9 protein-coding genes and 1 pseudogene are annotated in these 12,360 nt (G+C 63.3%); 2 read left to right on the forward strand and 8 right to left on the reverse strand.

Features of this window, described 5'->3' with window-relative positions; genetic code table 11:
- Positions 1–7: 7 nt before the first annotated feature.
- Together DNK49_RS20350 and DNK49_RS20355 are read left to right on the forward strand one after the other, a co-directional pair.
- Complete coding sequence (locus DNK49_RS20350) at positions 8–1,276, forward strand: DUF1329 domain-containing protein (protein WP_110529135.1); 1,269 nt, start codon at positions 8–10, stop codon at positions 1,274–1,276.
- A gap of 448 nt (positions 1,277–1,724) precedes the next feature.
- Positions 1,725–4,292 carry an EAL domain-containing protein gene (locus DNK49_RS20355; RefSeq protein WP_133255135.1) on the forward strand — a complete coding sequence of 856 codons (2,568 nt, stop codon included), beginning with the start codon at positions 1,725–1,727 and terminating at the stop codon, positions 4,290–4,292.
- Positions 4,293–4,313: 21 nt separating this feature from the next.
- On the opposite strand, the gene DNK49_RS20360 is transcribed toward DNK49_RS20355, so the two are convergent.
- The 8 genes and pseudogenes from DNK49_RS20360 to DNK49_RS20395 form a co-directional block, all read right to left on the reverse strand.
- Positions 4,314–5,075, reverse strand: a complete 762-nt coding sequence (locus DNK49_RS20360; RefSeq protein WP_110529141.1) for an SDR family NAD(P)-dependent oxidoreductase — start codon at positions 5,073–5,075, stop codon at positions 4,314–4,316.
- Between the two features lie 101 nt (positions 5,076–5,176).
- Complete coding sequence (gene iaaH / locus DNK49_RS20365) at positions 5,177–6,622, reverse strand: indoleacetamide hydrolase (RefSeq protein ID WP_110529144.1); 1,446 nt, start codon at positions 6,620–6,622, stop codon at positions 5,177–5,179.
- A gap of 14 nt (positions 6,623–6,636) precedes the next feature.
- Positions 6,637–8,043, reverse strand: a complete 1,407-nt coding sequence (locus tag DNK49_RS20370; protein WP_110529147.1) for an amidase — start codon at positions 8,041–8,043, stop codon at positions 6,637–6,639.
- Complete coding sequence (locus DNK49_RS20375; protein ID WP_110529150.1) at positions 8,040–8,921, reverse strand: alpha/beta fold hydrolase; 882 nt, start codon at positions 8,919–8,921, stop codon at positions 8,040–8,042. The genes DNK49_RS20370 and DNK49_RS20375 overlap by 4 nt, the downstream gene beginning before the upstream one ends.
- A complete protein-coding gene (locus tag DNK49_RS20380; RefSeq protein WP_110529153.1) occupies positions 8,918–9,670 on the reverse strand; it encodes an aspartate/glutamate racemase family protein in 753 nt (250 codons plus the stop codon). Before DNK49_RS20380 ends, DNK49_RS20375 begins: the two co-directional genes overlap by 4 nt.
- 30 nt (positions 9,671–9,700) lie before the next feature.
- Entirely contained in the window at positions 9,701–11,026 is a 1,326-nt protein-coding gene (locus DNK49_RS20385; RefSeq protein WP_110529156.1) for a M20 family metallopeptidase, read from the reverse strand.
- 24 nt (positions 11,027–11,050) lie between these two features.
- The gene (locus DNK49_RS20390; protein ID WP_110529159.1) at positions 11,051–12,073 is read right to left on the reverse strand and encodes an FAD-binding oxidoreductase; all 1,023 of its coding nucleotides are present in this window, start codon (positions 12,071–12,073) and stop codon (positions 11,051–11,053) included.
- A gap of 99 nt (positions 12,074–12,172) precedes the next feature.
- Positions 12,173–12,360 (reverse strand): annotated as a pseudogene (locus DNK49_RS20395) (Rieske 2Fe-2S domain-containing protein); the annotation flags it as partial.

Raw genomic sequence — 12,360 nt, forward strand, 5'->3', positions numbered from 1 at the left:
TAACCCAATGACCATGATGAAAAAGCCCCTGATGGGTGTGCTTGCTGCCGCCCTGACCATCTGCAGCCTGAGCCTCGCCCAGGCCGCCGAATTGCCGGCTGGCACGGTGATCTCTGCCGAGAACATCGACAAGATCAAGAACGACACCTTCGAAGGCCACACCATTGCCAGCCTGCTCACCGAGCGCATGGAATGGCGTATCCGCAACAGCGGCATGAAGGTACCGCTGGCAAAGGCCAAGGAGATTCCGCTCGATCCGAAGTGGGTCAAGGCCTCGCAAGCCAATGCGGGCAAGACCAAGATCAATGCCGAAACCTGTCAGGTTGACGGCTGGGAAGCGGGCCAGCCTTTCCCCACCATCGACATGAAGGACCCCCAGGCCGCCGAGAAGGTGATCTGGAACTGGCACCTCGGCCAGTTGAGTGGCGATCTGGCCCACGCGCCCTTCTTCACCCAGGTGCTGATCGACGGCACCAAGGGCGTCCATGCCGAACCCGTGGCCGAGTTCATCCGTTATTCGATGAAGGGGCGACTCTCTGGCGACGCCACCGAAGGCGACGGCAGCGAGCGCGGCCGTCAGTTGCTGTACTTCAAGGCACCGTCGGACATGAAGGGCCTGGGCACCTTCACCATCATGTACGACTCGGCCAAGGTACCGGACGTGTGGGCCTACATTCCGGCCGTGCGCCGTGTTCGCCGCCTGTCCGGCGGTGCGTGGATGGACCCGGTCGGCTCGTCCGATCAGCTGCAGGATGACCTCGAGATCTTCAACGCCCGCCCCTGCTGGTATCCGGAATACAAGATGCTGGGCAAGCGCACGGTGCTGGCAGTGGCCAACAGCAAGCAGCAGCTGTGGAACCGCAGTGGCAAGACTTTCGAGGAGAAGTACCCGGTACTCGACAACAAGGCGCCGTTCTGGAACATGAACAACAACGTCTATGAGCCGCGCGAGGTCTACGTGATCGAAGCCATCACGCCGTCCGAGCACCCCTACAGCAAGAAGGTGCTGTATGTGGATACCAAGTATCCGCGGATCTATTACGGCGAAGCCTACAACCGCAAGGGTGAATTCTGGAAGATGATGGAATTCCACTCCTACCCGGCCAAGGCGGAAGACGGCTTCACCGACGTCCGTAGCGCCGGCGGCACCATCATCGACTTCCAGCGCAATCACGCCACCGTGTTCCTGGTTGACTCGGCATCGTGGAAGACCAACGTCCCGGGCATGAGCTCGAAGGACTTCACCCTGCAGACCCTGCAGGCTGCCGGACGCTAAGTCCAGCACCGCCCGGGCGCGCTCCCTTATGGGAGCCCCGGGCGGCTCCTGTCATTCATACCAACGGCGGGATTTCATCCCGCCCTACCCGCCCGACACCGCCGTAGGGCGGGTGACAACCCCGCCGCCACCGGCAGACTCACCTGGCAGGCCTTGGAGCGGCATCTGAAGTCATCATTTATGCAGTCAGTCAGCATTTTCTGCTTGGCGCGCACACCGTTCTGAATCACAATACTTAAAAGAGGGTTATAGCAAACGATATAGAGTCGCATCGCACTCTCACTGTCCTCTCCGCACTCAACTCCAGCGTATGTGCCCGCCGGAGTCCCACTCAACGGTAGCAACGGGTTTGGCGGATTCGACAGAAGCACCATCAGATGCGCTCGATACCACGAACAACAAGATTGCCTCCCCGGCCGCAGACAGGATGTGACCCGTGCATTTCGACATGAACGATGTTGCTGCAGCACTTGGGCTCGATGACGAGGCAATCGAGCGCCGCAAGGCCTTCCTGAACTTCACCACAGACGACGCAGCACGTTTGCGCGAGCTCAATGCAATGCTCAAGGCGCATACCGCGACCTTTGTCGAGCATTTCTATCGCCATCTGAGCGAGTTCGACGAGACCGGCAAGCTATTGTCCGACCCCGCCACACTCAAACGACTGCAGAACAGTCAGGCGCGCTACTTCGATGGTCTCACTGCCGGTGACTACGGTCGGGACTATGTGCTGGACCGCCTGCTTGTGGGCAGCGTGCATCACCATGTGGGGCTGGCACCATCGTGGTATCTGGGTGCCTACGCCAACTATCTGGTCGATCTGTTTCCCGAGGTTCAGACGCGCCTGAACGAAAAAGGGCAGGACTTCATGGCGGCGGCGCAATCGCTGGTCAAGATCGTGCTGTTCGATGTCAGCCTGGCAATTGACACCTATATCGCGGCACGCGACCAGACCATCCTGGGATTGAAGAACCACGCCGAAGTGGTTTTTGACAGCATCCATGCCGGCATCCTGGTACTGTCATCCGACTTGTCTGTACTGTCGTCCAACCGTGCGTTCCGTAATATGTTCGCGCTCTCGCGCAACGAGGTGGCCGGCCGCAGGCTTGCAGACATCATTGCCACACCAGCACTTGAGCAGCGCGCGCATGAGGTCGCGCGCCACGGTGCAGAATATCGAGCCCTGCCCCTGCAGCTCGAAACCGTCACCAACAGACTATGCAAGCAAGTGCGCGTCACGCTGCGCCGTATCGCGTCAGGATCGGGCGAAACGGATATCCTGCTGGTCGTTGAGGAAATCAGCGCCGAGGAACGCCTGCGGCGGGAGGCCGAATCACGCCTGCTGCGCAACGAGGCCATGCTGCGCCAGGCGCAATCCGTTGCCCGCATCGGCAGCTGGAGCCTGCATCCGGACGGTCGCGGCGGACACGTTCTCGAGTGGTCGGCCGAAACCTACCGTCTGTTTGGCTTGGCACTCGATACGCCGGTCGACTACCCGCTGTTTCTGGCGCGGGTTCATCCCGAAGACCGGCTCCGGGTTGACAAGGCCTGGCGGGATGCCCAACTCGGTAAGCCGTATCGTGTCGAGCACCGGATCGAGCTGGATGGGCAGGCGCTCTGGCTGGAGAACCGCGCCGAGCTCGAGTTCGACGATGACGGCCAGATGATCTGTGCAATCGGTACGGTCCAGGACATCACCGAGCGGATGACGGCCGAGCACCAGATCGAACAACTCGCCTTCTTCGACGCCCTGACCGGCCTGCCCAACCGTGCGCTGTTTCAGGACCGCCTCAACCAGGCGCTGGCGCATGCAGACCGCCACAATCTGCCGGTTGCGCTGATGTTCATCGATCTCGACCGTTTCAAGGAGATCAACGATACCCAGGGGCACGACTGCGGCGATCTGGTACTGACCGAGGTCGCAAGACGCTTCGAGACCGCACTGCGCCAGGACGAGACCCTGGCGCGACTGGGCGGTGACGAGTTCGTGGTCATTGCCCACAAGACCGATCGCACTGGCGCCAGCGTGATCGCCGAACGCCTGATCGGTACCCTTGCACCACCGATCGCCGCCAAGAACCAGCATTTCACCCTGGGTGCCAGCATCGGCATTGCCCTGTATCCGGAAGACGGCCAGGACAGCCGGCAACTGCTCAAGCACTCGGATATCGCCATGTACCGGGCCAAGACCACCAGTAGCGGATTCTGCTTCTACGGTGCCGAAATGGGTCACGAACTGGCGCGACGCCTGGAAGTCGCCATGCGCTTCAACGACGCCCTGAACGAACAGCGACTTCAACTGCACTACCAGCCGCAGTGTGACATCGAGAGCGGCCGCCTGACCGGTGCGGAGGCCCTGCTACGCTGGTTCGATCCTGACTGGGGCTGGATGAGCCCGGCGGAGTTCATCCCCATCGCCGAAAGTCGCGGCATGATGACGCGGGTCGGCGAATGGGTGCTGAACACCGTATGCCATCAATTGCGGAAGTGGCGGCACTTGGGCCACACCCTCAACGGCCGTGTCGCCATCAACGTTGCTGCTCAGCAGATCGAGCAACACGACTTTGCTCAGCGTGCGCTGGCGATCGCACGCTCGACCGGGGTTGCCCCAACCCAGATCGAGTTCGAGATCACCGAATCCGGAATGATGCGCGACCCGGAAAGCGCGATGCGTGTCACCCACGAACTGGTGAAGGCCGGATTCACGATCTCGATCGACGACTTCGGCACCGGCCACTCATCGCTGGCCTACCTGAAGCGTTTTCCGGCAGACAAGCTCAAGATCGACATGTCTTTCGTGCGTCACATGCTGCGTGACCGCAACGATCACAGCATTGTCGCGACCGTCGTCGCCATGGCCCGCAGCCTGGGGCTGAAGGCGCTGGCCGAAGGCGTGGAGCACGCCGAGCAGGCCGACAGCCTGTTCGAGATGGGATGCAGTGAAGCCCAGGGCTATCTGTTCGGCAAGCCTGTCGGCGCCGACGATTTCGCCGCACGGTGGTTTGCTGCGGCCTGAGCACCCACTGCCGCAAGGCGGTCAGGCGGCGCACATGCCGCCATCGATTGAAAGCGTGGTCCCGGTCACATAGGACGACTGTGCCGAAAGCAGCCACAACACGGCGTTACTGACCTCCCGGGGCGTACCGATCCGCGCCATCGGCACCCCGCCGGCATACATGAGGTCGTCCCCGCCGGTCACGCGATCCAGACTCGGTGTCTTGATCGGTCCCGGGCAGATGGCGTTGATACGGATGCCGTGGGCCGCATAGTCAAGTGCCGCAGCACGCGTCGCGCCGACAACACCGTGCTTCGCGGCCACATAGTAAGCCAGCCGCGGCATGGCCTTCAGGCCAAAGATCGAACTGTTGTTCACGATGCTGCCAGCAGCGCCGCCTTCGAGCATCGCCCGCGCAGCATGCTTCATCATGTAGAGCACGCCCTTGAGGTTCACGTCGATGACATCCGAGACATCCTCATCGGGCGTCTCGTGCATGTCATTGAATGCACGTTGCAGACCGGCATTGTTGAACGCACCGTCGATACGCCCGAAATGCGAAACGGCTCGCGCAACCAGCGCTGCACATTCCGTGGAGCGGGCGACATCGGTCTGCTGGAACAAGGCAACACCCCCCTGCGCCCGGATCTGGTCGGCCACCGCCTGACCGTCCAACTGATTTCGATTGCCAAGCACGACGCGCGCGCCGGCCTGCCCAAGCGCCAGACAGACATCACGCCCCATACCACTCCCGCCGCCAGTCACGACGATCACCTTTCCCTCAAGATCCGGATAGGACTGCATCGGTCTTCCCTCCAGGAATACAAGACGGACCCGCTTCCGGGTCCTGCACAAGTCGCAAGATGCGCAACAAGGATCCGACTCGTGTCAGCCGGACGAGCGCCTCACCTTGCAGCCGGGATACGTCCCAGCACTGCCTCAATGGCGATCCCGATGGCCAGCATGCGGCGATCCTGCCCTGCCGGACCATCAAGCTCCAGCCCCACCGGCAAACCTGTTGACGCCCCCAGACCGATCGGCAACTGGATCGATGGCAGGCAGGCACTGGCCGCGGGCTCGGTGTTCTGGATCAGTAGGTGGAAGTTCTCCGGCAGGCTCACTTCGGGACGTGCTACCGGGGCGACGATCGGCGTGGTCGGGAACACGAAGGCATCCAGCGCATGACGCTCGAACAACTCCCGGTAATGCGCCTTGAGCGCCGGCCTGCCATGTTTGACCGCTTCCTCATACACCGGGCCGACATCGACCAGCGTCCCGTTCGGGCCAAAGGTCTTGCGCGCCAGGACCAGATCCTTGTAGAGGCCCTTCACATCGGGACTGGCAATCCCTTCGTAAAGCGCCTCGATCGAGATGCCCGGTCCCTGCTCACGCAGATAGGCCACCATGTCATCGTAGGCTTCGTGGAACACCACCGGAAAGCCGATCGGCTCGTTGAGTTCCTGCAATCGCGCCTCGGGAACCTCGATGAATTGCACCCCAACCGCTTCCAGACGGGTAATGGCCGAACGGGTCAATGCGTCGGTATCCGCATCCAGGTTGGCCCAGAACCCCTTCGCCACCCCAAGCCTCAGACGCCCCAGTTCGACGGGCGGCAGCGCTGCCTCGCCAGTGATCACCGCATCGAGCAAGGCAACATCGGCCATGCACAACGCCATTGGCCCGACTGCATCCCGGCTGTTGGAAATCGGGATCACCCCTTTTCCGGAATACCGCCCCCACGACGGACGCAAGGAAGCACAGCCGTTGAGGGCGCAAGGAATCCGCATCGAGCCACCGGTATCGGTGCCCAGCGCCGCCATCGCCATACGGGCACCGAGCGCCGCGGCGCTTCCGGAAGACGAGCCCCCGGCGATGCGGGACGGGTCATACGGATTGCGCACCCCCACCACATCCGGGTGATGATAGGCATGGTTGTATCCCGTCGCGCCGAAGGCCAGCTCGTGCATATTGGTCTTGCCGACCACGATGGCCCCGGCATCGCGCAATCGTTGCACCGTGGGGGCATCCCCGGCAGGCACGAATTTCGCCAGCGCCGGCGTCCCGGCCGTGGCCGGCAGGCCTGCTGCATGGATGTTGTCCTTGATGACCAGCGGTATTCCCGCCAACGGACCCGGCGCTTTGCCCGCCACGCGGGCCTTGTCCGCCTCACGGGCCGCAAGCAAGGCGCCGTCGGCATCGAGGGTGATGAAGATATTCAACTCGGGTTGTGCGATCGCCCGCTCAAGATAAGTCCGGACCAGCGATTCACAGCTCGTCTCGCCTGCGGCGATGCTGGCCATTGCACCGGAAATGGTCAGGTCGGCAAAGCTGCCGGGAAAATGATCGTTCATATTGGCTCCTGCACTCAGAGTTGGGGATGACGACGATGCCACTGCGTCGCGCCCTGGAAGACTTGACCAGCCTGCAACAAGAGGCCCTCTGCACCCTTGCGGCTGACCAGCTGGAAACCGATCGGCATGCCGCCGGCAGTCAACCCGCCCGGCAGGGTCAGGGCCGGATGACCACTGACATCGAAAGGCGCGGTGAACTGGATCAGGCGCTGGTTGAGTTCGGGATCCTGAGCCAGGGCCCCCAACTGCTCATGGGTCGGAGCGGCAAAAGGCTGTACCGGGACCAACAGCATGTCCAGGGTGTCGAGCAAGGCCGTCATGCGCCCGGTGAAGGCCATGCCTTCAAGAATGGCGCGCTGGTAGCGCATGCCATCCACGCTACGTCCGACATCGATCAAGCGGCTCAGCGCCGGTCCGTACTCGCTCGCCCGGGCCGGATAGGTGTCGGCATGCGCCACCGCGGTCTGCACGCCACACAGCACCTCCCATTCGCCGGCAACATGCCAGGACTCGGGCGTTTTCACCTCGACGATTTCTGCCCCCAAGGCCTGGAGAGCACGTACGACGCTCTCCATCGCAGCAAGGGTTTCGCCATCGGTGGCGCGCGCATTCCAGGCGGAATCCAGCCCGATGCGCAGGCCGCGAAGGCTGTCGAATGACGCAGTGTCATGCACCACGGTGGTCAGCTGTGACGTCGGATCGAGCGGATCCGGACCTGCGATCGCCTGGAACAGCAATGCGGCGTCGCGCGCAGAACGTGCGATTGGACCGACATGATCGAGCGTCGCCGCCAGCTCGAACATGCCGTGACGACTGACCCGGCCCCATGACGGCTTCAGCCCGGTCAGCCCATTGGCCGCACAGGGAAAGCGGATCGACCCACCGGTGTCGGTGCCCAGCGAAGCAAAGCACAGACCCGCGCTGGTCGCCACCGCCGAGCCGCTGGAGGAAGCCCCCGTCCAGTGATTCGCCCCCCAGGGGTTCACCGGCGGGCTCAGGGTGGGATGATGGGTGGCAAACGCGCCCTCGGTCAGCTGCAGTTTGCCCAGGATGATTGCCCCCGCTTCGCGCAGGCGGCGAACCACCGTGGCATCCTGCTGTGGGACGAAGTCACGGTAAATCGTGGTCCCCGCCGCAGTCGCGACACCGCGGGTCCAGAACAGGTCCTTTACCGCGACGGGCACACCATGCAAGGGTCCGCGATAGTTGCCACGCTCGATCTCGAGCTCGGCCGTGCTCGCTGCCTCCAGCGCCTCATAGGCCATCACCCGGGCATAGGCATGCAGTCGCCCTTCCAGACTCTCGATGCGGTCGAGCTGGCTGCGTACCAGCTCCACTGGCGACAAGGCCCGCCGCTTGAGCAGCGGCGCAAGCTCGGAGATCTCCAGGTAATGCCAGTCTTCCATCGTGATCGCGGTCATTGCGTCCCCTCCTGAAGGAATGCGCGTGCCACCGCATTGAATTCACCGGGGCATTCGCTTTGAAGGTGATGTGCCCCCTTGCCGAACACGTGCAGGCGGGCATCCCGCATGCGGTTGAGCAGGTACATGGGGACGTCGATACCACCGAACCAGTCGTGCAATCCCCAGCAGATCAAGGTAGGAGACTGCACCCGGGCGAGCATCGGCTCCAGATCCTCGCGCTCACCAAAGGCCCCGGCGGTTTTGAGCAAGGCGATGAAGCCGGGGTTGTCACTTGCGGCAAAGCGCAGGCGTACGTTGTCGTCGTCTACCCGGTCATCGCGCAGGAACTCGAGCCGCTCGATCAGGCGACGCATGCGCGGCAGGCTGGGACCGCCCTCCTCCAGGTAGTAGTCGGAAATGATGCCGCGGCCGTGTTTGCTGGTCAGCATCAGCGGACTGAGCACACCGCGTGACACCGGCTGTGATCCAATCATCACCAGTCGTGCCACCCGTTCGGGATGACGGGCGGCAAGCGGTATCGCAACACAACCGCCAAGCGACTGATTGACCAGATGGGCTTGCCCGATCCCGAGCGCGTCCATGAACCCCAGCAGCTTTGCCGCATGCCACGAGAAGAAGGGTCCCTCGACGCACGCCATGTCCGACCCGCCGTACTGGGGCAGATCGACGAAATAACAGGGGTGGTGCGCGGCAAAGGCGGCCGCGCTCAGGCGGAAATTGTTCCAGCTGGTGCAGCCGGGACCGCCGCCATGGGTAAAGATCACTGGCGTCGCATCCACAGGGCCGGAAACCTTGTGGTAGTGCATGCGCACACCATCGACGGTGACAAAGCGGCTTTCCGGCGGCTGAAGGTCACGATGAACGTCAGTTGTCATGAACGTGCTCCGGGCGCTGCAAACGCCTCGTCCTTGATCGATTCGGGTGCCGGATAGGCCGTGCGGCTCTGCACCAGCCCAAGATCCAGGAACATCTCACACAGCTTGTAGGCCACCACCCCGGGGTTGAGCACCGGCACGGGCAAGCGACTGGCCAGATAGGCGTGGGACTGATGCATGGTGGTGGACCCCAGCACGATCACATCGGCGCCGTCCTCCTCGATCGCACGCAAGGCTTCCGCCTCGAGCTTGCCGAATACCACCTCCTCCTTGCCGGTCAGCAAGGCCTCGGTGTCCGGGCGCACTTCAATGGCGCGGATCGACGCCAGCCGCAAACCCAGCCCATACTCGTTGATGGTCTTGCGATACAGTGGAAACCAGCGCTTCCACATCGTCAGCACGCTGAACTTGTGGCCCAGCATGCAGGCGACGTGAAAGGCGCTCTGCCCCGGCGCCAGCACCGGAATCGACAGCCGCGCACGCAAGGCCGCGAGGCCGGAGTCGCTGACGGTGTTGATGCAGACCGCGTCGAAGCCCTCGGCCTCGGCGCGCATGCCCGCCTCGATCACCGCCATTTCCATGATCGCCATGTCGTAATAGCTGTCCGCCAGGGTCATCACCCGGCCCGCCCCGACAAACTCCACCTCGATGTCGGGCCGGCGTACGCCGGGCGGCAGTTGCGCCTCCACCATCGGCCGCGTTGCCTCGCTCATCGGAACGGGAAAAATCATCTTCACTTTCTTGCTCATGCCCGGACTCCTGCAAACGGTGAAAGACGCTTAAAGACCGAGTTCGTCACGGCCACGAGTCAGCGTGTCGATGACGATGTACATGATCTTGCGGGCACACGGCATCAGGTCGGGGATGTAGGTCGCGCCCATGCCACCCAGCCCTTCCGCCAGCACCTCGGGAGAGCCCTGGGCGGGCCACGGCCAACCGATGCGCGCCGTGGGCACACCATAGCGGCGCAGCGCCGTGCCATCGGTCTGGCCGCCGAGCAGGTCGGGCGTGCCATGCGGGCGTTGTTCGACATGCTCCCAGCCGCGCTTGGCCGACTGGATCACCCAATTTCGCTCATCGGTGGTCCCACCCGGTACCGAGCCGTACATCTCCCAGTCGAGCACCAGTTCCGGCCGGCGCTGCTGCAGGTCGCGGACGAATTCGGCAAACTGGGCCTTGACCGCGGCCGGCGAGGTACGCGGGTTGATGCGCACATCGAAGAAGATCTCGGTCACTGCCGACGGAAACGCCGCACGCTCAGGGTCACCCGAGCGCACGCCGGAAATCCAGCCATGCGGCGCGACCACGCCCGACGTATTGCGCTCGGCGTAGGCAATCAGCCATGCCTCCAGGTCTTCGATCACCTTTGCGGCCGGCACCACCGCACTACGAAAACCGGGGGTCCCGCGCGGCACGCCGGCATAGCCCAGGGTGCCGTGCACCCGCAGCTTGAACCAGCCCATGCCCGGTTCCTCGTGATACACCCAGTTCCACGGCTTCATCACCACGGCAAAGTCTGCGGCTGCACCACGGTTGAGCATGTGCAGCACACCATTCGACATGCCGGCATGCTGGCGCGCAGACACGTCTACCGGCATGCCACCATCGGCCATGCCGACCAGCAGATCACCGCGAATGGGCACACCCGATTCGATCAGCGCAGTGGCAATCTCGGTCAGCGTCGCCACCATCGCCTTGGGGTTGGAGGCGCCCAGGCCGAACACCCAGTCACCGTCCATCTTGGCCCGCGGCTGCATGTCGGCCTCGGTCCAGCCCCGGGTCCAGGCACGCTCGGCGTCGTCGCATTCCAGGTGGGTGTCGATCGGCGCATACAGCATCAGTGCCGCACCGCCACCGCTGCCACGGTACTCCGCCAGCACATTGCCGCTGGTGTCGGTCATGGGCTGGTAACGCGCTTTCAGCCCCGCTTCACTCAAGTGTCCCGCCATGAACTCGCTGGCTGCCCTCGCGGCGCCAGTCGGGCTGTGAATGTCGGTGATGGCGAACAGCAACTGCTTGAGCCGTTCGGGATTCAGGCGGGCACAAGCCTGCTCGTACCACTGCTGCTGTTCGGCGGAGAAAGGCCGCTGGATGGTTTCGGTCATGGTCGGGGCGCTCCGTTTTCTTTATCAGTTGCTGGGGACGAACTGCTCGCTGAACACATTGCCTGGCGCCACCCCCAGCTCGATCAGGCGGGCGGTGGCGGCGTCGATCATGCCCTGCGGTCCACACAGGTAGGCCACGGTGTCGGGATCGCTCACATCCTCGGCGCGTAGCGCCGACACCGGGCTGCCGTTGTGGTAGCAGCTGCCGGGCTCGCGGTCGACGCAGATGCGCACATCCAGCCCAGGCAACCACTGACGGCGCAACTCGAGTTCATCGAGGTAGAACAGCGCATCCGAAGTGGCACAGCCAAAGCTCAGCAGCATCGGCGGCTTGCGACCACCCAGCTGGCGGATGCGGTCGATCATCGACAGCACAGGCGCCAGACCGGTACCGCCGGCAACAAAGATGTGCGGCGCCCGGCGCTTCTCACGCAGGAAGAAGGCGCCGTAGGGTCCCTTGAGCTTCACCACATCATCGACTTTCGCCTGCTTGCTCAGCCAGCTGGACATGACGCCCTCGGGCAACAGCCGGATCAGCAGATCGAGCTGCGGCAGATCCGCTTCGGTGGACACCGGGGAGTAGCTGCGCAACTGCCCCACGCCCGGCACCTCGACCTGCACGAACTGCCCGGGCTTGAAGCTCAACCACTGACCATCGGCGAGCTCGAGCGAGAGCTTGACCACATTCGAAGCAATCGGCTCCACCGCGTTGACAAAGGCATGAGCCTCGGTCGGTACCACGCCGCCCTCTTCACTGCCGTAAGGCAGCTCGAACGTGCAATCGCCCTGGGCCTGGGTCACACACAGCAAACGCTGACCTGCCGCGTACTCGCTGGCGAGCAAGGTGGAACTTGCGCCCGCCCGCGTCGCAGCCCGACCATCGACCAGATGGGCAACACAGCTGGAACAGCTACCGGAGCGGCATTGGTGCATCAAGGGCACGTCGGCCGCCAGCGCCACATCAAGCACGTTCTGATCGTCACCGACATCGATCGCACGACTGGCACCGTCGGCAAAGCGGAAGGTCACCTTATGGTTCTGACTCATTTCTGTTCTCTGTAGGGGGTATTGCGAACAACTCGACTCGAAGCCGGACGGGTTCCTGGGGGGCTACACGCCCCCGACCCGCCCGGCCAGCACGCTGGCTCAGTCTTCGATCTGTTCGACGAAGTAGCCCGGCGGCTTGCCTTCGGCCGTCTTCTTCAAGCGGATGCTGTGCGTCTTCACCGACCCATCCACCCCCTTGCCCGGCCTGGCGATCCCACGATTCCAGCGCGAAGCCAGCTTGCGCCACGTGATCGGCGAGATGTCCGTCGCCACCAGTTGCTCGTCGT

The organism is Parazoarcus communis SWub3 = DSM 12120, assembly GCF_003226565.1.
GTDB classification, from domain to species: domain Bacteria; phylum Pseudomonadota; class Gammaproteobacteria; order Burkholderiales; family Rhodocyclaceae; genus Parazoarcus; species Parazoarcus communis.

Excerpts from the sequence above, each read along its gene's own strand:
- iaaH (WP_110529144.1), bottom strand. The coding sequence starts at position 6,622 with ATGAACGATCATTTTCCCGGCAGCTTTGCCGACCTGACCATTTCCGGT.
- DNK49_RS20380 (WP_110529153.1), bottom strand. The coding sequence starts at position 9,670 with ATGAGCAAGAAAGTGAAGATGATTTTTCCCGTTCCGATGAGCGAGGCA.
- DNK49_RS20370 (WP_110529147.1), bottom strand. The coding sequence starts at position 8,043 with ATGACCGCGATCACGATGGAAGACTGGCATTACCTGGAGATCTCCGAG.
- DNK49_RS20390 (WP_110529159.1), bottom strand. The coding sequence starts at position 12,073 with ATGAGTCAGAACCATAAGGTGACCTTCCGCTTTGCCGACGGTGCCAGT.
- DNK49_RS20385 (WP_110529156.1), bottom strand. The coding sequence starts at position 11,026 with ATGACCGAAACCATCCAGCGGCCTTTCTCCGCCGAACAGCAGCAGTGG.
- DNK49_RS20360 (WP_110529141.1), bottom strand. The coding sequence starts at position 5,075 with ATGCAGTCCTATCCGGATCTTGAGGGAAAGGTGATCGTCGTGACTGGC.
- DNK49_RS20355 (WP_133255135.1), top strand. The coding sequence starts at position 1,725 with ATGAACGATGTTGCTGCAGCACTTGGGCTCGATGACGAGGCAATCGAG.
- DNK49_RS20350 (WP_110529135.1), top strand. The coding sequence starts at position 8 with ATGACCATGATGAAAAAGCCCCTGATGGGTGTGCTTGCTGCCGCCCTG.
- DNK49_RS20375 (WP_110529150.1), bottom strand. The coding sequence starts at position 8,921 with ATGACAACTGACGTTCATCGTGACCTTCAGCCGCCGGAAAGCCGCTTT.